Raw genomic sequence first — 19,532 nt, forward strand, 5'->3', positions numbered from 1 at the left:
ACACTTTGATTTGTTAGGCTTTGTGCTCGAGCAAAGATTCGAATGAAACATAGTCCAGTGCTTTTTCATGCGTAGACTCCAAAATCACTGGTGGAGCAACTCCTTCCAAATAAGCTTCTTTCCACCTGGAAATACATAAGCACCATTTGTCTCCTGCCTTTAGTCCAGGAAATTGATAGTATGGTATTGGTGTAAGTAGATCATTGCCCCTACCCTTCGAAAACTGCAGAAAATCATCCGTCATTATAGCACAGACAACGTGGGTTCCTAAGTCTTCGGTACCCGTTTTACAAAAGCCATCCCTGTAGTACCCGGTTTTGGGTTCAAAACAACAAGATTGCAGGGGCATTCCCAAAACATTAGTTGGCATGATATAGATTTTGATCATCCCCAGCTTTGTTGTTCCTGCTATTAATTAGAGCTTGTTTGATGTTTGGGTCAAAGCGGACGCCATCAATATGCATATCAGCTAATGGACGGTCTATCGTATAAAATGTTTTCTTTTTCATAGTAGGGATAATTTAAGGGCTGAATGAGAAGCCACAAATCCATAATTAATACTAATCAGCACTAAGATATCAAAATTTTGTTTAACTTTATAGATAAATAATTAAACATTCTATTTTTGACATGCCCATAAAATGAATACATTAAGCAGCATGTAAAAGAATGCTGGCAAGGACTTAAGGAATCCGTCTTTTAATCGAAAACGAACCAAAAGACCGAAAAACATCAAAACACTTAAACCGGAGCTACCAATGATTAAAAGGGGTTGATAATAGAGTCCCAACAGTAAGGAAAGACCACCGGCCATTTGGAGGTAACCATTAAGTTCCCTGAACCGAGCAAGCCCATATCTTTTGAACTCCAACACCATAAATGGTGAAGTTAAACAGGCATAACCAAAGAATAAGAAAGACAAGGCCGAAAAAATAATTGCCGTTTTAAGGTAAATCGCCATATAGGAAAGTAAGATTCATAACAATAGTACAGTATAAAATCGTAAAATTTAAAACATGGAAAATATAAGCATTGTAATTAAGATTTTCATCTTTATCAGTATCATCAACGTATGGTTTGTTCGTTTCAATAAAAGTACTTCATGGCGAGGTGGTGACGCCTCCGATATGAAGGACGAATTCAAAAAATATGGATTATCCGAAACCATGTTGTATATCGTAGGCGGGTTAAAAGTGTTGAGTGCTCTGGCCTTGCTAATTTCTATTTGGATTCCGTCATTGACTGTTCCGGCGGCATCCCTGATGGCAATATTAATGGCTGGTGCCGTTTCAATGCATGTGAAAATCAATGATCACTTGCGTAGTTCAATTCCAGCATTCTCATTTCTTGTCCTTTCAATAGTACTAATTGCATTTAATCAAGGATGGCTGTAATTCTAAGATAATGGGGCAAAACATATTTGACAACGAAGTGCCGCATTGGATTTTGAAAGCCCGGGAAAAGTGGGAATACTTTGGACAAGCTCGCCCACCTTTTGCTGAAATACCAAAAGCTGGCCAACGCTCCGTTTGGGATTTTCCTAGACCCCCGGCTATCGAAAAATCCTTGAAAAAACTTAAAATCAAGCATGGGGCAGAACTTGTGGCAGCTTCACATAATGCTTTGGCAATTCTTGAAACCGCTAGTCCTTCAACATATTATGTTCCCCCAGAGGACATCAATTATAAACTCTTGGTCAAAATTCCAAAAAGGGAATCCCTTTGTGAATGGAAAGGGAATGCAGTCTATTGGGCCTTAAAAAACGATCCAATGGCCCCAATTGCATGGTCCTATCCCAAACCTTTTCAGGAATATATAATCCTTAAGGATTATTTTGCTTTTTATCCGCAACACTTGGAATGCTATCTCGATGGCGAACGCATTGTTCCCCAAACCGGCGAGTTCTATGCAGGATGGATCACCAGTGATTTGTCAGGACCTTTCAAAGGTAAACCTGGTACGGGACATTGGTAATCTTTTACAGGTTGTTACATCATCGTTCGATTTTACACTCAACCAAGGAAAGAATTCTTCTTTTTTATTAGCTTTAAAAAATTAATGCTAAAACACTATACCCATGGATATTTTCGGAAAAATCAAGGAAAAACTCAGTAATGAGTTTATCGACATTGTTGAATGGCTCGACTATACGGATGATACGATTGCCTATCGGTTTGAACGTTATCAAAATGAAATTAAGAATGGCGCTAAATTAATTGTCCGTGAAGGACAGACTGCCGTGTTCATAAACGAAGGCCAATTGGCCGATGTTTTTGCTCCCGGTACCTATGACCTTACCACAAAAAATCTTCCTATTTTGGCGACACTAAAAGGTTGGAAGTATGGATTCAACTCTCCTTTTAAGGCCGAAGTCTATTTTGTAAACACACATCTCTTTACCGATGAAAAATGGGGGACCAAAAACCCCATCACTTTAAGTGATGACCGTTTTGGATTGGTCGAGATTCGAGCGTTTGGAACCTATGCCTTTAAAATTTCGGATGCTGGAAGGTTCATTATCGACATTGTAGGCACGGACAGTAATTTCACCAATTTTGAAATTAATGAACACCTGAAAAGTCTCATAGCCACAAGGTTTACGGACACTGTTGGTGAAGCCAATCTCCCCATAGAGCTTTATGCCGCAAATACCTCTGAGCTATCGGAAACCTGTAGAGATGTCATGGCCCCGGAATTTGAATCAGTAGGAATTTCCCTGGAAAAGTTCTATATCGAAAATGTTTCAATGCCCGAAGATCTTAAAAAGGAAATCTTTGAATACAGCCGCATTGACAAACTGGATTTGGACAAGTTGACCAAGTTCAAAACTGCCAAAGCAATTGAGGCTGCCGCTAAAAACGAAGGTGGGACAGCAGGTGCCGGAATGGGCATGGGCATGGGATTTGTTTTGGCCCAACAAATGGGTGGAATGATGAGTCCACAAATGGGTGGAAATCCACAAATGCAGCAAGCTGGAGCTCCTGTCCCTCCATCAATGCCGACAGTGGTTCAATATTTTTATGCCGTGAACGGTGCTCAACAAGGGCCGGTCTCTTTTGAGCAGTTGCAATCCCTATTCGCCAATCGAACCATAAACCGGGATAGTTTGGTCTGGAAACAAGGCATGGCCAATTGGACAGCTCTAAAAGATGTTGAAGAGTTAAAATCATTCTTGGGCGGCAATACCCCTCCGCCATTGCCAAATTCCTAATCATTGGAGCCAGCAATTAAAAAAACAGCGCTTAAAAAGTCTTGTGTCAATTGTGGTGCAGAGCTCAAATACAAGCCTGGCACTACCAGCATCAGCTGTGAGTACTGTGGCCACCAAGAGTCCATCAAAATTGATGAAAACGGGTTTGAGGAATTAGAGCTTCACCCCTACCTGCAGCAAATGGGCGCCCAAAAGCACAGCGAAGAAATTTCCATGCTGCATTGCAAAAATTGTGGAGCCAATCAGCACGTAGAAGAGAATTACAAATCGCTGCATTGTGTATATTGTAGCATGCCCTTGGTAATAGAAGATGCCTATAAAGAAGAATGGATTTTGCCTGGGGCTGTGCTCCCTTTTCAAATTGACCAAAAACAATCTTTTCGAATATTTCAGAAATGGGTCAAATCGCTTTGGTTTGCCCCCAACAATTTGAAGAAGGCCGCGCTGGACCCACAATTCACCAAAGGCTTGTACTTGCCCTATTGGACTTTTGATGCACAACTACATGCTTCCTACATCGGAAAACGGGGTGAATATTATTATGAAACCCGAAGGGTTCGCAATGCCAACGGAAAAATGGTTTCCCAACAGGTCCGTAAAACACGTTGGTACCCAGCTTCAGGCAATGTTTCAGGTCATCTTGATGATACCTTGATCAAAGCATCCAAACAACGTTCGGGGCGAATTCCCAATAAAATTTCACACTGGAACTTAAAAAAATTGAAGCCTTTTGAAAATGGTTTTCTATCCGGTTTTGTCACCGAAAAGTATACCATTCCTTTAAAAGAGGGCCATCTGCACTCCCAAGAGATTGCAAGAGATATTGCTGAACGATGGTGTAGACGGGATATCGGTGGCGATACCCAACGAGTGACAAGCATGGACATGAGATTATCCGAAGAGACCTTTAAGCATATTTTGTTGCCGGTGTATGTGAGCGCCTATAGGTACAAGGGGAAAGAATACAATTTTTTTATCAACGGGGAAAATGGGCAAATTTCCGGAACCCGTCCCTATAGTTTTTGGAAGATATTCTTTGTTGTTCTTATGGTGCTGGCCATAGTTGGGGTCATTGTTTTGTTCGCTAATTAGACCGTATACCCCGCTGGTGCTGTTTGCGGAAAGTTAAAAATGTAGCGATCGAGACTTTTTCTTATTATTTTGGAATGTGTCCAAAACTTTTTCCATAGTTATATTTTTTGTTCTCTTGAATATGGGGATTGGTCGGATGTTCCAAGTAAGTGCAGCCGCAAAGTGCTTTTCTGAGCTTTCTATATTGGCCATGACCAGTTTTATCTTTTGGAGCATATCCGCACCACGCATAAAGGTTTGGGCATTCAAGTGGTCGTTGGTGGACCATCCAAAAGGCATTGCTATCCAAGGTGGATTGGGCCTTTCCGCTTCAATTTTGAACATTGTTATGGGGCATCTTTTTGTGATTTTCTTTATGGCTGCCATATACCAATGTCCCTCACCCAGTTTTGATTTGTTACATGCTGGGCTTACCAACAATATTGCCGTAAATATCCTTTGCTACATTATTCTGGCATTTCATTTCCTGAAGAAGAATGGAAAGTCCCCTCTTTTTCCTATTGTGGATAACAAAACTTCGGAACATGTTCGAATATCAGTATCCAAGAAAGGAGCCATATTTTTGCTGGAACCGGAAGAGATCGTTTACATCGAAACTGCCAACAACTGTGTTGTTCTTCATACAAAAAAGGGGAAATTCGTCAAGTACCAAAGCTTAAAGTCATTGACAAAACAGCTCTGTCCCAAAACATTCAAAAGGGTGCATCGTTTCTATTTGGCAAATACGAATTGCGTCGAGCGTATCACCAAGAACAGGAATGGTGATGGGTTTATTGACCTATGTAACGGAAACAGGATACGATTCAGTAGAACTTATTTAAAAGAGTTCCCTTTTACTTAATATCACAACTCACCATTGTTTTCCCGCAGCTTACACCCATATTTTACTAGTGCTTGGTTTATCTCAATAATTTTGGTGTAATTCAAAACGGATATTATGAAAAAAGGCGTTCTTGCTACAGTGCTACTTATCTTTTTCCTGGCATGTGAAACCAAAGAAAATATGCAGGCCTCGCAAAGCATCATTTCGGAAGCGGATTACCAGATACTTACATATCTAAAGGAAGTCAATTGGCCTAAAGCCTACCGGGAGCAGGATACAATTTTGTTGAATGCTATTTTGGGCGATGATTTTCAGATGGTCGACGCCCAAGGGAATTGGTCCAACAAAACCATGGAACTGGAATGGATAAAAAAACATGCCTCTTCGTACGACTCATTTTTCTACGAAATAAAACGGTTGGATGTTTTGCCCAATAGTACCGCAATGATTTGCGGAGCAGGCCATATATACAACGATACCGTCCACACCATATATCAATCCAGCAATGTGCTGATAAAAAGGCAGGGAATATGGAAAGCCATTGCCTCCCATGTGTCAGGGGTTAAGGCTGTGGAATAACTCTTAAAATTCCCGTAAAAGTTGGTATACCCAGTGCTGTATTTTATTACCTTTCAACAAACGTCCGCTTATGAAAATATTTGTTGGGCTTTTCTTTTTGGCAGTGTGCGTTTCTCATTCACAACAAACCAGGTTGCTGTCACTTGCATTTGAAAAAGATTTGATTCCCGAAGGCATTGCCATTGACGCCAAAGCAGGAAAAGTATATCTGAATAGCCTTAAGTATGGTAAAATTGTCCGCTGTAATTTGGATGGAAGCAATCCTGAAGATTTTATTGGACCAAACGAGCACGGTTACCTCTCTGGATTTGGCATGACCATGGTTGGGGAGACCTTGTATGCATTGGGCAATGTGCTGCCCAAAAATGGGAATAAATCCATATTGCTCTTGTTGAATACTGAATCCCACCAACCCATTTCCAAATATACCATTGAAAACAATCAATTCATCTACCTGAATGATTTGACCGTGGGCGAAAATGAAGAAATTTATATCACAGATTCTGAAAGCAGCGATTTATATACCATCAATAAGAACACGAATGAACTTGAGGTTTTCTTTGCTCATGACGAAATAAAGCATTCCAACGGTATTGCTATTTCACCGAATGGCAAACTGCTCTATCTAGCGACCTACACCACGGGAATTCGTGTGCTGGAGATTGCTTCCAAAAAATTGTTGAACACGCCAAACGAACATAAGGGAATTGATGGCCTAAAATATCACCAAGATCATTTATATGCCATTGTCAATGGTCGAAGAAATCCCTCCCAAAACGGAGTTTTTCAGTTTAGGTTGAATCAGCATGAATCGGAAATCGTTGGTGCCAAAAAAATGTGGGCGTTTGAAAATCCAACCGATATTCCCACCACATTTGCTCTTTATGAAGACTCCATGTATTTTGTATCGGATTCCCAATTGGGCAATCTTGATCAAGATTCAAACCAAATCATCGCGCTTGATGAACTCAAAACATACCAATTGGTTCAATTGAGATTATAAAATTTAGATTATGAAGTACTGTAAAATTCCAACCCTGTTGATTGCCTTGCTTTCACTCTATTTTTCCATAGCGCAGGAGGCAAATCAAATTAAATCAAAAAATTATTGTACCGAAATAGGGCGGTTTGACCTTCTTATCGACAATGATGAGGTTGCTGGGGCTTATTATCTTGCCCATAAGAATGCGTTGGGTGGTGTTTGGGGCCGTCTTGAGGGAAAGACCATGAGAGGTAGGTGGCACGACGCCGACGGAAAAGGTGATATCATTATCACCTTTAATGAAGACTTTTCTTTTTTCACTGCAGATTATCGAAGTGAAGATGAGCCAGAAAAATGGTACAAAGATTCTTGGCATGGATCCCTGAGACCAAATGATTCAACTACTTTTGATTTTGATGGTAAAACATATCGCTGTGAATAAATTAAAATCTCTTCTTTTAATTATCGTCTTTGCTATTTTGGGTTGCAAGGAATCCATACCGACAACCAAAATCGAAGAAGTCCTTGCCCCCAAAGGTCCCTTTTTTGGCATTGACCCAACAGATGAGCCACAACTTTTAGCACCTGAGCTTTTGGCTTCCCCTACCACGGAGTACAACGGAACATTCTCACCAGATGGCACGGTGTTCTACTATACCACGAACATGCCCGGAAATGCGTATATCACATTTACAGAAATGCAGGAAGACAGTACATGGAGCAACCCAAGAATTGCTTCTTTTTCAGGCACCTATTCAGATTATGACCCCCTTTTTACACCCGCTGGGAAACGGCTTTATTTTAGTTCCAGTAGACCCAAAGGAAACAATGAAAACAGTAAAGTGTGGTACGTGGAACAAAAAGATGATTCTTGGAGTGATCCCGTTCGTGTTATTTTAACAGGGGAGGAAGACAATGAATATTATAGTTCATTGACCCATAGCGGAGTCATTTACTTCAATATCTGGTCAAAAGGTGATATCTACAGAGCGGTCCCGAAAGACTCCGTTTATGAAGTGGAACCGTTACCGGAAATCATCAACAAAGGCCGTGATAAAGGCGATCCGTTTATTGACCCCAATGAGAAATACCTGATTTTTAGAGGATACGATGAAAGCTTGGGAAGAGGTGACCTTTATATCAGCTTCAATATCGATGGGGCGTGGACATCTCCCGAAAATCTAGGAGAACCCATAAATTCAAAGGCGCACGAAATGTGCCCATGGGTAAGTCAAGATGGAAAACTGTTCATTTTTGCAAGTGGTCGGATACAAAATGGTTTGGAGGTAAGGGCTTTGGACCCTATAGAAAAAGTACATGATAAATCGCGAACCTATGATAATGGGGCATTGAACTTATACTACATGTCCGCCAATTTCATTGAGACCTTAAGAAAAAAGCATCTTTAACAAAGCTTAGTTTGGAAAAAATTTCAAGCAAACTGGATTAGCGATTTTTGTTTCGCCAGAAAATTCAAGGTTTCCGGATTCCCCGTCTCTTTTGAACACAACGATATTGTTGCTATACTGGTTCGCTACCAAAAGAAATTGACCCGATGGGTCCAAAGAAAAGTTACGTGGCCACTCACCCTCTACAGCATTTCTTCCAACCAAAGAAAGCGTTCCGGAAACTTCATCCACCGAAAAGATTACAATCGTATTTTCCCCACGATTGGAACCATACAAAAATCTTCCATCTGGGGACAAATGAATATCCGCGCAAGAATTTGCACCATTATAGTTATCATCCAACGTTTTCACTGTTTGCACCGGAAGGTAATCGTCCTTCGTATTCTTTTCAAAAACAACTATTGTAGCGTTCAATTCATTGATTACGTACAACATATTTTCGTCCTTATTGAAGGTAAAATGCCTCGATCCAGCACCATCCGGCAAAGCAAGGGCTTTCTGTTCCGAAGGAACAAACTTACCCCCGTCATTTTGGTAGCGCATCACCGCGGACAATCCCAAATCAGCCACGAAAAGCCCATCTTGGGTGAATTGTGCCATATGGGCATGAGGCACTTTTAAGGAATCTATTGCTTTATGTTCAATGACCTGGGGATCGGGTACCAATGCGCCGTCCTGGTCCAACTTAAAAATGGAAACATTGCCTCCTGTGTAGTTTGAGACTGCCAAACGCCCATCTTCTGATAGAGAAATATGGCAAGGATGTGCCCCTTGTGAGCCCATACTATTCAGTATCCCCAAAACTCCATTGTCAAATTTAAATGCAGTGACCCCACCACCCAAACTATCAAAATCCGCTGTTTCCTGAACGGCATAGAGGTGTTTTCCGTCATTCGAAATGGTCAAATAGGAGGGGTTGGGAAGTTTGGCCACTAAAGCCCCTTGTGTCAGGCTTCCATCATTAGTATCGAAACTATACTGGTAAATCCCCTCGCTTTCTCCATCAGTGTAAGTGCCTACAAAAAGGGTGTGCATGGTTTCATTTTTGGGTTGGTCTTTGCATGCAAGAAAAAGTAAGATAGCCATGCAGACCAATATGGCGATGTGTCTCATCAGTCAGTTGTTTGTTTCCTAAAATACAGAAAGAAAACCAATCATTTTCAATTTTTATCTTTAATGCATGGATCATAAAACCGTTATCCTAGTACTCTGCAGCCTTGGTATTGCCCAGGGACTATTTCTCTGTGCTTATTTGCTCACACTTCGGAAAGGGAATAGTCTGGCGCATAGGATTTTGGTTTTGGTCATTTTGGGTCTTGTGCTCCGCATAGGCAAATCCATACTCAATGTATATCTTCATCTGGAACCATGGCAGCGAAACATTGGCATTGCTGGCATACTTTTGGTGGGGCCATCTTTATGGCTATATGGTGGCCTAATATTTCAAAAACGCAAAAAAATACCGGGTCTCCTATACTTACATATGTTGCCCTATGTATTGTTTACCCTATTCAGCCCATTGATTCCAAACCGAGCAGATGTGCTTTCCTATTTGATTTATTATGCGGTTTTTGGTCATCTTTTTGTTTATCTGATCCTTTCGGTTTTTCAATTGATAAACGCCAAACAAGTAGCACAACCAAGACTTTTTCAATGGTGCCGTAACCTGGTCATAGGTGTGGGGCTCATTTGGCTGTTTTATATTGGGAATATTACCGGAATGATTCCCTTTTACATAGGCGGGGCCCTTTTCTTTACCTTTTTGGTCTACATGTTTTCTTTCCTATTGCTCCGCAATCATACTTTTTCACTTGAAAAATATCAGGGTTCAAAAATAGATGCCGATTCGGCTAAAAGTGTGATGGAATCCATAAACAGACTCTTGGAACAAAATGAGGTCTTCTTAAACCCTAAATTGACCATGGCAGATGTGGCCGAAACTTTAAAAATATCACCAAGAATCCTTTCTCAGGTAATCAATGGGCAAAGAGGAATGAACTTCTCTGAATTTATGAATTATCACCGCATCGAGAAAGCCAAAAAACTCTTATCCTCTTCTCAGGGTATGCATGAAAAAATTGCGGCCATAGCATACGATTCGGGTTTTGGCAATGTGACTTCCTTTAATTTGGCGTTTAAGTCTTTCACCAATCTAACTCCCTCAGAATTTAAAAGGAAACATAACGACCTTTGATTCGAATTCGTTTTAAAAATCATGATTTTTAAAGCCCTTTTGCTTTAAAATGATGTCCTTCGGCAAAAATTCATAGCCATGAAATATGCTTTAGCTTCATTGTTCTTTTTGGCTTTGACAGGATGCCAGCAGCATGAAATGTCAAAATCCAACATAAAACCGGTTGTTCCCAAAAAAGAAGTGGTCTTTGAGGGATTGAATCGTCCTTGGAGCATTGCTTTTCTAAATGAAACCGAGGTCTTGGTCACCGAAAAAAATGGAGATTTGGTTCGCGTGGACCTTCATTCCGGGACAAAAAAAACCATTGCTGGCTTTCCAAGCGACCTCACGGATAGCATTGGTGCCATCCACTTTGGCGACAACTCTGGGATTTTTGAGATTCTCCTGCATCCTGAATATGAGAAAAACCAAAAAATATATTTTTCCTATACCGCTAAAAAACGTGGTGTGGGAAAAACAACCAAGTTTGTTCAGGCCACACTCTCAAAAGATTCAATTTATGACCTAACGACCATTTTGGTAGCTGAGCCCTATTCCAACATCAACTATCATTACGGTGGAGGTATGGCCATTGGAGCAGATAGCAAACTGTATCTTACGGTGGGGGAACGTTTATTTTGGGAACATGATGAACCTGAAATACCTATTGCACAGAATGTGGCAGACCCCAGAGGCAAAATCCACCGGTTCAACTTGGATGGAAGTATTCCCAACGATAATCCAGACTTAGGCGCGGATGCGGTTCCAAGCATTTTTGCCTTGGGCATCCGAAATACACAAGGTATTGCACTTCAGCCAGAAACGGGAAAGCTTTGGTTCACTGAGCATGGGACCATTCAAGGGGATGAAATCAACATATTGCAAGCAGGTTCCAATTATGGCTGGCCAAATCGAACCACAGGTCGTTTGCGAAGTAAGGATTATAGCCCTCCACCTATCGAGGATGTGGTCTTTACCCCACCCAGTTGGTTTTGGCAGCATACTGTTGCACCAACCGGGCTATGCTTCTATACAGGAGATGAGTTTCCCCAATGGAAAAACAACTTAATTGTACCTGGTCTTTCCCTAGGCAGTCTTTGGCGTTTTCGAATCCAGGGAGACACCATCAAAAGTGCCGAAGAACTGTTTTTGGATGAACGGGTACGATCAAGAAAAGTGGCCCAAAGTCCACAGGGCAAACTCTACTTGCTCACCGATGAAGAAAATGGGAAAATCATAAGAATCAAACCAGAACAGCAACAAACAATCCACTAAAAATGAAAGTTACTTCTATCTTAATCGCCTCAATGTTCAACCTACAGTTATTTGCACAATCAGAAGAGGTCTTGATCCGCAAAACGCTCAACAAATATTTGGAAGGTTCCTCATATAGCAATCCGGAAATGATCCAATCCGCATTTTATAAAAACGCAGATTTGTTTCTATCCAAAGAGGGGCAGGAAATTTGGGTGTTGACTCCCAAAGAATACGCTTCACTTTTTGAAACCAGGCCAAAAGGAAAGTTCAACGGTAGGGAAACCACTATTCTATCCATTGATCGACAACACAATATCGCGTCGGCCATGGCGGAGATAAAAATTGAATCAAGGAACATGCGATTCATAGATATTTTCTTACTTAAAAAGCTGTCGGGAGAGTGGAAAATCATCAGTAAGGTAGCCACTTTGATGCCTAATGAGGAATAGTTTTAGACGGCTCCCGATCTCAGATTTCTGTCTATTTCTTTCTTTAGAAAGTATCCCGTGACTATTGTCGCCAGTACATCCGCAATGGGAAAAGAAATCCAAACCCCAATTTCTCCAAATAATGGTGGCAACAAAAGAATTAATGGGATAAAAAAGAATCCTTGACGGGTCAAAGTCAACAAGAGCGCAGGCACAGCTTTTCCCACAGCTTGAAAATAGGCTGCGCCAATCAACTGTAGCGCAATAATGGGCGTAGCTGCAAATACAAGCCTCATGGCAAACGGCGAATGCTCCAGCACAAATGCATTTGCAGCAAGTTCCTCCGGTGCAAGTCCAGGTTTATCACTTAAAAACAGGGATGCGATTTCAGCTGGGAATACCATCAATACGATAAATACCAAGGTAGCCACCAAAGCTGCGTACTTGATCGCTGTGTATATGGATTTTTTAACCCTTTCATATTTCAAAGCGCCATAGTTGTACCCTGCGATGGGCAAAAATCCCTGTGTAACCCCAAAAACGGGAAAAAGGGCAAACATCAACATCCTACCAATAATGGCGTATACCGCCACCATGGCCTCTCCTCCCAAATTGAAGAGAATGTTGTTCATCAGCAAATAAGTGATACTTGTTACGGCCTGCCTCGCCAAGGTTACAAAACCCAGAGAACCTATTTCCCGCAGAATTGGTTTATCCAATCCGAAGTGGGAAAAGTCTATTTTCAATTCAGAGTTTGGGGAAAGAAAAAAGTAAAGTATATAAATAAAGCATAGTAGATACCCCCCGGTTGTTGCCCAAGCGGCACCATGCATTCCCCAATCAAAAACATAGATGAAAATGTAATCCATCAGCAGGTTTCCGATGGAGGGTATGATCATGGCGATCATGGCAAATTTGGGCTTGCCCTCTGCTCGGATTACCGTATTTCCCATCATACAGAGCGCCAAAAAGGGTATTCCGTACAAAATGATGGTATAATATATTTTTGCTGGATCAAAAATACCTCCCTTTCCTCCAAAGGCCGGAATGAGACTGTCCACAAAATACAGTCCCAAGGCCACCATAGAAACAGTAACCAGCAAGGTAAGGGTAATTTGGTTTCCAAAAGTTTTTAAGGCCTTATCGCGGTTGTTGGCTCCCAAAGCCCTGGAAATAATACTGGACCCGCCAATCCCTATGGCCATACCCAAAGCAGCAATAAAGAAAGAAACTGGCAGCACTACATTGATAGCGGCAATGGCAATGGACCCAATCCAATTGCCGACAAAAATGGAATCGACCAAAATGTTGAGGGACATCACCAGAATACCAATGGAGGCCGGTACCGCTTGTTTGATAAGGAGTTTCCCTATGGGTTCTACCCCAAGTTCGTCTGAAATGATTCTTGCCATCTAAACTGGCAGTTTTTCTTCGGTCTGCCAATCAGTGATCCATTGTGACATCAGGGATGCCCAGTCATCTCGATCGTTCAAGCATGAAATGTGAATGAATTCTTCTCCACCGGCTTCCTCGAACTCTTCTTTGCCCTCCATGGCAATTTCTTCCAAGGTTTCCAAACAATCGCTGACAAATGCAGGGGTAATGACAGCCAACTTTTTTCTCCCCTCTTCGGCCAGTCTTTCAAATTCCTTATCGGTAAACGGCTGCAACCAAGGATCGCTCCCAAGTCTGGATTGGAAAGAAGTACTCACCTTTTCTGAATCCAGACCCAGTTCTTTCTTTACCATCTCTGTGGTGGCGTAGCACTGGTGCCTATAGCAGGTGTGGTGTGCAACGGAATTGATTGAACAACACTTTCCATCTATTTTACAATGGAATTTCGTCGGGTCTGATTTTCGAATGTGCCGTTCTGGTATGCCGTGGTAAGAAAATAAAATGTGGTCATAGTCGAAATTGGCCAAGCCCTCTTTGATACTTTTGGATAGTACCTTTATGTAATCCTGGTTGTGATAAAAAGCGGGCAAGGTGGTCAACTTCATTTCTGGAAAATAAGCCTGTTGGTCCTGCATGGCCTTTACAACCACAGTCTCATAAGACGACATGGCATAATGGGGGTATAAGGGAACCAAGAGCACATCGTCCACTCCTTGATCTTTCAATTCTTGCAAAGCACCCTTGATGCTCATAGAACCATATCGCATGCCCAAAGCAATTGGAAGGCTGGTATGTTGCCGCACTTTTTCCGTAAATCTTTCTGAAATTATAATCAGCGGAGATCCCTCCTCCCACCAAATCTTGGCATAGGCCTTTGCGGAACGTTTGGGTCGTGTGTTCAAGATAATCCCCCTAACTATTATGTTCCTGAGGATGGGATTGACATCAATAACCCGTTCATCCATTAAAAATTCATCCAGATACGGTTTCACATCCTTAGATGTGGGACTATCCGGCGAACCCAAATTGACCAATAAAACTCCTTTTCGCACAGCTAACTCTTTTAGGCTCCAAAAATACGACATGGCATGCACTTAATATTTTCACATCCAAAATTCTTTCTTATGATCTGATAATGAATTTCAATTTGGAGTTGATTTGGGCTTTCTTCTTGCTAATCTTTTCTGCACTATTTTTGTGCGTATGAATGAATTCTTCCAAAATGTCTCCAAAGAATCCCTTTTGTATTTGGGGATTGCACTTTCATTGCTTATCGCATTGTATTGGCTGACCTCATTTTTATTGCGGCGTCTTGGTAAAAACCCCAAATACCTGTTGCCCAGTGGGTCCTTTCGAAAATTGGCGCCTGCCCTAGTGCTGGTTTTTCTTTCTTTCATTCTTCGGATGAATGCACTTCGAGACCTATTAAATTTAGAGGACTATGGGCTGTGGTTTAGAAAGGCAAGCACCTTGTTGTTCATTTTCTCCATGACATGGTTGATAATCAGTATTTTAAAGATTGCCAAAGCAATTATTCTACAAAACTACGATGTCGGGGAAGCTGACAACCTAAAGGCAAGAAAGGTATACACCCAATTTACTATTTTGGAGCGCATCGTAATTTTTATTGTGGTCGTATTGGCAATTGGTTTGGCGTTGATGAGTTTTAAGGAAATCCGTGAGGTGGGTATCAGTATTTTTGCCTCGGCAGGAGTTGCGGGTATCATTATTGGTTTTTCAGCTCAGAAATTCATTGGGACCATTTTAGCTGGCATTCAAATTGCCATTGCCCAGCCCATCAAGTTAGATGACGTAGTTATTGTGGAAGGGGAATGGGGTCGCATTGAGGAGATTACATTGACTTATGTAGTGGTGCAAATATGGGATAAAAGAAGATTGATTGTTCCTACCCCTTACTTTATTGATAAACCTTTTCAGAATTGGACCAAAACCTCAGCTGAGATACTGGGCACTGTTTTTTTGTATGTGGACTACAGGGTTCCTTTTGATGAACTTCGCAAAGAATTGACCCGGGTTCTTCAAAATACAGAACATTGGGACGGGGAGGTGAATGTGCTACAAGTAACAGATTCAAAACCTTCCCATGTGGAGATCAGGGCTTTGATGAGTGCCAAAGATTCCCCAACGGCATGGGAACTTAGGGTACATGTAAGGGAAAAATTGATTGAATTCCTTCAAAAAAACTACCCCAATAGTATTGCCAAAACAAGGGTTTTGTTGCAAAAAACTGATGCCAATGATACAACGTAGCCTAACACTGCTCTTTCTTTTTGGAGTGCTTGCAAATGCCCAACAGATTACCTGTTCTCCCAAAGACAAACTTTATTTTGAAACCAAAATGGAGACCATTAAAAATACCAAAGCTTCCTCCTTAGGGGATACCATTATCCAAGTGGGAAAATCGTTCATTGGAACTCCATATCTTGAAAAAACCTTAGAAGTGGGAGATATGGAAACCTTGGTCATCAATTTGAGGGGTCTGGATTGCACCACTTTTGTTGAAAATGTTCTGGCCTTTGGTTTGATGATAAAAAAAGATAAGACCCACTTTGAAGATTTTGCGAATCATTTGGAAACCATTCGGTATAGAAATGGAGAATTAAATGGGTATCCGTCACGTTTACATTATTTTACGGATTGGATACGCAACAATGAGCAAAAGGGTCTGGTAAAAGATATAACTTCGGATTTGGGTGGAATAGAATCGCAAAAACCCATCAATTTTATGGGAACACATCGAGGTTTATACCCCTTTTTAGCTGATGACAAAAACTTTGTAAGTATACAAAGGGTAGAAAATGAATTGGCCAAAGAAAGGCTCTGTATTTTGCCTCAAGACCAGATTGAAAGCAAAGAACAATTAATTCATTCTGGAGATATCATCGCTCTGGCCACTTCCATAAAAGGTTTGGATGTTACCCACACCGGCATTGCAATACATTTAAACAATAGGTTGCATCTACTGCACGCTTCGAGTAAAAATGGGATGGTTGAAGTCTCGGAAATTCCACTCGCCGATTACGTGAAGAACATCAAAAGCAATATTGGGATTATCGTGGCCCGACCTACGTTTTGATGTATTCGTGATATATAGCGATGGGAATGAGGCCAGTCCAACCGCAAAAGTCCATTTTGGCCGGCATCCCATAGGATATAAGATCAGGTGCATAATTTTCCCAAAAGGTATCAGTGGCATCAAACACTTCAGCAATGGCGGCATAGGTGCGCTCAGCCAAGTCTTGCGCCAAATCGTTTTTTCCAACTGTAGTCAATCCTTTTAAAACCATATAAGACGTTGGTGCCCAAACACCTCCCAACCAATAATCCCCCCAACCTTTGTAATCGGGATCGTCAGCCGAAAGTGCAGGTAAAGGAATTTTTCTGTAAAACTCATCTGGGTTGGTCAAGTGTGCCAAAAATGCATCAATTTTGTCATCAGGGACCAGCTCTCCCAGTAAAGTCCAATACATGCCGATGTGCTTTCTTTTGATTTGTTTTCCATATCCCAAATCATAATAGAAGCTATCTTGGTCATCCCAACAAAGTTGGTTCAGCGCTTCCTTTACTTCCCGATGAAACGTTTCATACATCTTAAGATCTTCTGTTTGGCCTATTTCATTGGCAATAAAGCTTAGTTGTTTGGAAAGCATCGCCATTTGGGCGGTAAAGTCCACCAGTCGGCCTTGTTTGTTCCATAAACCCTGCAAAGTTTCCACATAGTCCGCTATGAACATATTCAATCGTTCTTCTGCGGTAGAACCGCCCATTTTACCCAATTTATCCCCTAATTCGTGGTGAGTCATTCCATTGCCCTCATCAGTGGTCCAATTTCTGGGGGAACGAGGTATATTGTCCATGCCCATGCCCAAAGTATCTCCCCAAAAAAGCTTGTCGTCACCTTGATAGGTGCTTACCAAAAATTCAAAATTTTTCTTTAGAAAAGGATAGGCATAACGCAGTCTTTCCTTGTCTTGCTTCACATGATAGATTTCAGTTTCGGCAAAACCCAACAAGGGCGGATTTATGGAAACGGGATGGTCTTTTGACCAAAGTGGTCTTCCGTCTTTTCTGTACTCTCTGCAGATGTAGCCATCTTCTTCCATTCGCTCATAGAAATTGTCCAATGCTTGATATACGGGCAATTCATCCATGTGGTATTTGGCAAAGCAAGCTATGAAACAAGAGTCCCAAAGAAATATATTGTCAGAAAAAGCAGCATCCACAAAGGGCTCTTTAAAAAAGGGTTCCCTGTCTCCTCCGCGGACTTTGCTTTTGGTTATCTCCAGTGCTTTGGCGTACATTCTCCCGCTTAATTTAGAGGTGACTTTAAAGCGGTGGGATTCCATTTCATTTGCATTTTCAACAATCTCATCCCTGCAACCCATGGCCACCGTACTCCCCAAGGTTGCCAAGCCCAACGTCTTATAAAAATCTCTTCGCTCCATATTTCTCAGTTATTTTCATCTCTCTTTAAGCACCATTGAATTGCCCCCAAAAGGTGTTTTCGAAATGCGGGCTCATCAAAAGTAGCTTCGGTATGTCCCCCTCCGGTATAATAGGCTCTGCCTCCATCAAATTCGTGGTACCATGCTATGGGATGGTTTGCTCCATTGGTTCCGCCAGAATAACTTTTCTCATCCAAATTGAGCAGTACGGTTACATTCGGATTCAGGTTTTTGTAGTTATACCATTCATCACTCCTTGACCAAGTATCATTTAAATGGGAAGTCGAGGAGTGGTCTTTGCGCAGGACGTCAATCCTTGCATCCAACACATTGGGGTCATTTGGGTGACTCTCAAAATATCCTCCCACCAATTTACCGTACCAAGTCCAGTCATACTCCGTATCGGCTGCAGCATGAATGCCCAAATAGCTCCCACCATTTTTGATGTACTTTTCAAAGGCCCTTTGTTGCTCTTCCTCTAAGACATCCATGGTGGTGCTTAAAAAAACAACCAGCTTATAGTTTTTAAGGTTGCTATCATTGAAATCTTCTCCACTTTCCGTTTGCAGGGCAACAAATCCATTTGCACGGCCCAACTCGCGCAAGGTCCGTACCCCCTTTTCAATGGATGTATGACGGTAGCCTGCTGTCTTTGTAAATACCATTACCAGTTCAGGCATTTTTACGCTATCATTTTCTAGTGATGTTGGTTTTTCCTGTGCATTCACCTGAAATGCAAAAAAGGCAATCAACAAAATGGACAATCTATTTGGCTTCATTCTTTTTGTATTTAGGAATTTGAAGTTAAATATTTTTTGGGGGTCGTGCCATACTTCTTTTTAAAGGAAGTTATAAAATGGCTTGCGGTGCTGTATCCAACTTTAAGACCTACTTCATTCACATTGTGCCTTCCCGTTTCAAGCATTTTACGGGCATACTCCATTTTATAATCGAACAAAAAGCCGTAGACGGAATCGCCATAAATCTGCTTAAACCCTTCTTTAAGTTTTCTGAGACTCAATCCAATTTCCTCAGAAAGTTCGGCCAATGTTGGAGGTTCCACCATTCGCGAAATGATAATTTCCTTGGCCATTTTGATGCGTCTTACATTGTCCTCATCCGCCAAGTAAGGACATTGTTCCAAGTCCGCCTCCTCTGTTTTGTTGAAGTAGAGGGATACCAGTTCGTATACTTTGCCTTTGATATAGAGTTGCTTCACAGATGGGTGTAAATTATAGTTCATCAACTGGCTAAGTACAACCGCGATGGCAGGGGAAACCATTTCTTGGGCGTAATATTTTTTCTCTTTATTGTCCTCGCTCAAAAATGGAATATAATCGGCCTCGGACGAGAAAAGTGCATGGAATTTTCGGATGGTCATCACCACCGAGAGCAACCACGAATTGGGTGTCACCACCAAATTCAAGGGTAAATCCTTTTGGGTGTTGTAGAGCAAAAGGGAGTTTTCCTCATTTACCTCAAGATGATAGTTCCCCTCATTAAAATTGAACCGCGATCTTCCTTTAAGACAAAAATGAAACTGGATATACGTGCTATCTATTTCCCGTTCCATCAACTGGGATTCATTGCTATCGTTTTGAATCTTAAGGAGATAAAAGCCATCTTCTACCTTTGTTTCATCATAAGTTCCTTTAGCGATATTTTTTGTTGTCATATTGGACCTATTTTCTTTTAAATTTCAATTTAGAATGACTCT

General features: G+C 41.4%; 23 protein-coding genes. 14 read left to right on the forward strand and 9 right to left on the reverse strand.

Going from position 1 to position 19,532, the window contains the following annotated elements:
- Positions 1 to 13: 13 nt before the first annotated feature.
- The 3 genes from GTQ34_RS06260 to GTQ34_RS06270 form a co-directional block, all read right to left on the reverse strand.
- Complete coding sequence (locus GTQ34_RS06260) at positions 14 to 370, reverse strand: DUF2237 family protein (protein WP_166522928.1); 357 nt, start codon at positions 368 to 370, stop codon at positions 14 to 16.
- Complete coding sequence (locus GTQ34_RS06265; RefSeq protein WP_166522929.1) at positions 360 to 509, reverse strand: hypothetical protein; 150 nt, start codon at positions 507 to 509, stop codon at positions 360 to 362. Before GTQ34_RS06265 ends, GTQ34_RS06260 begins: the two co-directional genes overlap by 11 nt.
- Before the next feature lie 110 nt (positions 510 to 619).
- The gene (locus tag GTQ34_RS06270; protein WP_208103854.1) at positions 620 to 961 is read right to left on the reverse strand and encodes a DoxX family protein; all 342 of its coding nucleotides are present in this window, start codon (positions 959 to 961) and stop codon (positions 620 to 622) included.
- A gap of 55 nt (positions 962 to 1,016) precedes the next feature.
- Between GTQ34_RS06270 and GTQ34_RS06275 the strand changes: the two genes are divergently transcribed.
- The 9 genes from GTQ34_RS06275 to GTQ34_RS06315 all read left to right on the forward strand — a co-directional run bounded on the left by GTQ34_RS06275 (position 1,017) and on the right by GTQ34_RS06315 (position 8,096).
- The gene (locus GTQ34_RS06275; protein WP_166522930.1) at positions 1,017 to 1,394 is read left to right on the forward strand and encodes a DoxX family protein; all 378 of its coding nucleotides are present in this window, start codon (positions 1,017 to 1,019) and stop codon (positions 1,392 to 1,394) included.
- Positions 1,395 to 1,404: 10 nt separating this feature from the next.
- Positions 1,405 to 1,974: a DUF427 domain-containing protein gene (locus tag GTQ34_RS06280; protein WP_166522931.1), complete on the forward strand. Its 570-nt coding sequence runs from the start codon at positions 1,405 to 1,407 to the stop codon at positions 1,972 to 1,974.
- A gap of 103 nt (positions 1,975 to 2,077) precedes the next feature.
- Entirely contained in the window at positions 2,078 to 3,211 is a 1,134-nt protein-coding gene (locus tag GTQ34_RS06285; RefSeq protein ID WP_166522932.1) for an SPFH domain-containing protein, read from the forward strand.
- A 3-nt stretch (positions 3,212 to 3,214) separates the two neighbouring features.
- Entirely contained in the window at positions 3,215 to 4,303 is a 1,089-nt protein-coding gene (locus GTQ34_RS06290; protein WP_166522933.1) for a TFIIB-type zinc ribbon-containing protein, read from the forward strand.
- 136 nt (positions 4,304 to 4,439) lie between these two features.
- Positions 4,440 to 5,144, forward strand: coding sequence for a LytR/AlgR family response regulator transcription factor (locus GTQ34_RS06295; protein WP_166522934.1), 705 nt, complete (start codon positions 4,440 to 4,442; stop codon positions 5,142 to 5,144).
- A gap of 96 nt (positions 5,145 to 5,240) precedes the next feature.
- Entirely contained in the window at positions 5,241 to 5,705 is a 465-nt protein-coding gene (locus GTQ34_RS06300) for a DUF4440 domain-containing protein (RefSeq protein WP_166522935.1), read from the forward strand.
- Positions 5,706 to 5,775: 70 nt separating this feature from the next.
- On the forward strand, positions 5,776 to 6,708 hold the full coding sequence (locus tag GTQ34_RS06305) for an SMP-30/gluconolactonase/LRE family protein (RefSeq protein WP_166522936.1): 933 nt from the start codon (positions 5,776 to 5,778) through the stop codon (positions 6,706 to 6,708).
- A gap of 10 nt (positions 6,709 to 6,718) precedes the next feature.
- The gene (locus tag GTQ34_RS06310) at positions 6,719 to 7,129 is read left to right on the forward strand and encodes a hypothetical protein (protein WP_166522937.1); all 411 of its coding nucleotides are present in this window, start codon (positions 6,719 to 6,721) and stop codon (positions 7,127 to 7,129) included.
- A complete protein-coding gene (locus tag GTQ34_RS06315; RefSeq protein WP_166522938.1) occupies positions 7,122 to 8,096 on the forward strand; it encodes a TolB-like translocation protein in 975 nt (324 codons plus the stop codon). Before GTQ34_RS06310 ends, GTQ34_RS06315 begins: the two co-directional genes overlap by 8 nt.
- A gap of 6 nt (positions 8,097 to 8,102) precedes the next feature.
- Here GTQ34_RS06315 and GTQ34_RS06320 read toward each other — a convergent pair whose 3' ends face one another.
- The gene (locus tag GTQ34_RS06320) at positions 8,103 to 9,209 is read right to left on the reverse strand and encodes a lactonase family protein (RefSeq protein WP_166522939.1); all 1,107 of its coding nucleotides are present in this window, start codon (positions 9,207 to 9,209) and stop codon (positions 8,103 to 8,105) included.
- Positions 9,210 to 9,276: 67 nt separating this feature from the next.
- Between GTQ34_RS06320 and GTQ34_RS06325 the strand changes: the two genes are divergently transcribed.
- The 3 genes from GTQ34_RS06325 to GTQ34_RS06335 all read left to right on the forward strand — a co-directional run bounded on the left by GTQ34_RS06325 (position 9,277) and on the right by GTQ34_RS06335 (position 11,975).
- A complete protein-coding gene (locus tag GTQ34_RS06325; RefSeq protein ID WP_166522940.1) occupies positions 9,277 to 10,290 on the forward strand; it encodes a helix-turn-helix domain-containing protein in 1,014 nt (337 codons plus the stop codon).
- Between the two features lie 78 nt (positions 10,291 to 10,368).
- Positions 10,369 to 11,544, forward strand: coding sequence for a PQQ-dependent sugar dehydrogenase (locus tag GTQ34_RS06330; protein WP_166522941.1), 1,176 nt, complete (start codon positions 10,369 to 10,371; stop codon positions 11,542 to 11,544).
- Positions 11,545 to 11,546: 2 nt separating this feature from the next.
- Complete coding sequence (locus GTQ34_RS06335) at positions 11,547 to 11,975, forward strand: nuclear transport factor 2 family protein (RefSeq protein ID WP_166522942.1); 429 nt, start codon at positions 11,547 to 11,549, stop codon at positions 11,973 to 11,975.
- A gap of 2 nt (positions 11,976 to 11,977) precedes the next feature.
- On the opposite strand, the gene GTQ34_RS06340 is transcribed toward GTQ34_RS06335, so the two are convergent.
- Together GTQ34_RS06340 and hemH are read right to left on the reverse strand one after the other, a co-directional pair.
- Positions 11,978 to 13,366 (reverse strand): MATE family efflux transporter, encoded by a 1,389-nt coding sequence (locus GTQ34_RS06340; protein ID WP_166522943.1) that lies wholly within the window; start codon positions 13,364 to 13,366, stop codon positions 11,978 to 11,980.
- Positions 13,367 to 14,434 carry a ferrochelatase gene (hemH, locus tag GTQ34_RS06345; protein ID WP_208103855.1) on the reverse strand — a complete coding sequence of 356 codons (1,068 nt, stop codon included), beginning with the start codon at positions 14,432 to 14,434 and terminating at the stop codon, positions 13,367 to 13,369.
- Positions 14,435 to 14,552: 118 nt separating this feature from the next.
- Between hemH and GTQ34_RS06350 the strand changes: the two genes are divergently transcribed.
- Positions 14,553 to 15,620, forward strand: coding sequence for a mechanosensitive ion channel family protein (locus GTQ34_RS06350; RefSeq protein WP_166522944.1), 1,068 nt, complete (start codon positions 14,553 to 14,555; stop codon positions 15,618 to 15,620).
- The gene (locus tag GTQ34_RS06355; RefSeq protein ID WP_166522945.1) at positions 15,607 to 16,446 is read left to right on the forward strand and encodes an N-acetylmuramoyl-L-alanine amidase-like domain-containing protein; all 840 of its coding nucleotides are present in this window, start codon (positions 15,607 to 15,609) and stop codon (positions 16,444 to 16,446) included. The genes GTQ34_RS06350 and GTQ34_RS06355 overlap by 14 nt, the downstream gene beginning before the upstream one ends.
- Here GTQ34_RS06355 and GTQ34_RS06360 read toward each other — a convergent pair.
- From GTQ34_RS06360 to GTQ34_RS06370, 3 genes are read right to left on the reverse strand one after another with little or no spacing between them, the layout of a single operon-like run.
- The gene (locus GTQ34_RS06360) at positions 16,436 to 17,815 is read right to left on the reverse strand and encodes an MGH1-like glycoside hydrolase domain-containing protein (protein ID WP_166522946.1); all 1,380 of its coding nucleotides are present in this window, start codon (positions 17,813 to 17,815) and stop codon (positions 16,436 to 16,438) included. The two genes, GTQ34_RS06355 and GTQ34_RS06360, sit on opposite strands and share 11 nt — an antisense overlap.
- Before the next feature lie 5 nt (positions 17,816 to 17,820).
- Positions 17,821 to 18,594: a ThuA domain-containing protein gene (locus GTQ34_RS06365; RefSeq protein ID WP_166522947.1), complete on the reverse strand. Its 774-nt coding sequence runs from the start codon at positions 18,592 to 18,594 to the stop codon at positions 17,821 to 17,823.
- 11 nt (positions 18,595 to 18,605) lie between these two features.
- Positions 18,606 to 19,490: a helix-turn-helix transcriptional regulator gene (locus tag GTQ34_RS06370; RefSeq protein ID WP_166522948.1), complete on the reverse strand. Its 885-nt coding sequence runs from the start codon at positions 19,488 to 19,490 to the stop codon at positions 18,606 to 18,608.
- Between the last annotated feature and the right edge of the window lie 42 nt (positions 19,491 to 19,532).

Origin of the sequence: Flagellimonas ochracea (assembly GCF_009903685.1) — a bacterium.
GTDB classification, from domain to species: Bacteria; Bacteroidota; Bacteroidia; order Flavobacteriales; family Flavobacteriaceae; genus Flagellimonas; species Flagellimonas ochracea.

Coding starts and splice junctions, on each gene's coding strand:
- GTQ34_RS06350 (WP_166522944.1), top strand. CDS start 14,553: ATGAATGAATTCTTCCAAAATGTCTCCAAAGAATCCCTTTTGTATTTG.
- GTQ34_RS06330 (WP_166522941.1), top strand. CDS start 10,369: ATGAAATATGCTTTAGCTTCATTGTTCTTTTTGGCTTTGACAGGATGC.
- GTQ34_RS06270 (WP_208103854.1), bottom strand. CDS start 961: ATGGCGATTTACCTTAAAACGGCAATTATTTTTTCGGCCTTGTCTTTC.
- GTQ34_RS06265 (WP_166522929.1), bottom strand. CDS start 509: ATGAAAAAGAAAACATTTTATACGATAGACCGTCCATTAGCTGATATG.
- GTQ34_RS06320 (WP_166522939.1), bottom strand. CDS start 9,209: ATGAGACACATCGCCATATTGGTCTGCATGGCTATCTTACTTTTTCTT.
- GTQ34_RS06285 (WP_166522932.1), top strand. CDS start 2,078: ATGGATATTTTCGGAAAAATCAAGGAAAAACTCAGTAATGAGTTTATC.
- GTQ34_RS06360 (WP_166522946.1), bottom strand. CDS start 17,815: ATGGAGCGAAGAGATTTTTATAAGACGTTGGGCTTGGCAACCTTGGGG.
- GTQ34_RS06370 (WP_166522948.1), bottom strand. CDS start 19,490: ATGACAACAAAAAATATCGCTAAAGGAACTTATGATGAAACAAAGGTA.
- GTQ34_RS06310 (WP_166522937.1), top strand. CDS start 6,719: ATGAAGTACTGTAAAATTCCAACCCTGTTGATTGCCTTGCTTTCACTC.
- GTQ34_RS06280 (WP_166522931.1), top strand. CDS start 1,405: ATGGGGCAAAACATATTTGACAACGAAGTGCCGCATTGGATTTTGAAA.
- GTQ34_RS06325 (WP_166522940.1), top strand. CDS start 9,277: ATGGATCATAAAACCGTTATCCTAGTACTCTGCAGCCTTGGTATTGCC.
- GTQ34_RS06340 (WP_166522943.1), bottom strand. CDS start 13,366: ATGGCAAGAATCATTTCAGACGAACTTGGGGTAGAACCCATAGGGAAA.
- GTQ34_RS06365 (WP_166522947.1), bottom strand. CDS start 18,594: ATGAAGCCAAATAGATTGTCCATTTTGTTGATTGCCTTTTTTGCATTT.
- GTQ34_RS06335 (WP_166522942.1), top strand. CDS start 11,547: ATGAAAGTTACTTCTATCTTAATCGCCTCAATGTTCAACCTACAGTTA.
- GTQ34_RS06300 (WP_166522935.1), top strand. CDS start 5,241: ATGAAAAAAGGCGTTCTTGCTACAGTGCTACTTATCTTTTTCCTGGCA.
- GTQ34_RS06260 (WP_166522928.1), bottom strand. CDS start 370: ATGCCAACTAATGTTTTGGGAATGCCCCTGCAATCTTGTTGTTTTGAA.
- GTQ34_RS06275 (WP_166522930.1), top strand. CDS start 1,017: ATGGAAAATATAAGCATTGTAATTAAGATTTTCATCTTTATCAGTATC.
- hemH (WP_208103855.1), bottom strand. CDS start 14,434: ATGTCGTATTTTTGGAGCCTAAAAGAGTTAGCTGTGCGAAAAGGAGTT.
- GTQ34_RS06305 (WP_166522936.1), top strand. CDS start 5,776: ATGAAAATATTTGTTGGGCTTTTCTTTTTGGCAGTGTGCGTTTCTCAT.
- GTQ34_RS06295 (WP_166522934.1), top strand. CDS start 4,440: ATGTTCCAAGTAAGTGCAGCCGCAAAGTGCTTTTCTGAGCTTTCTATA.
- GTQ34_RS06355 (WP_166522945.1), top strand. CDS start 15,607: ATGATACAACGTAGCCTAACACTGCTCTTTCTTTTTGGAGTGCTTGCA.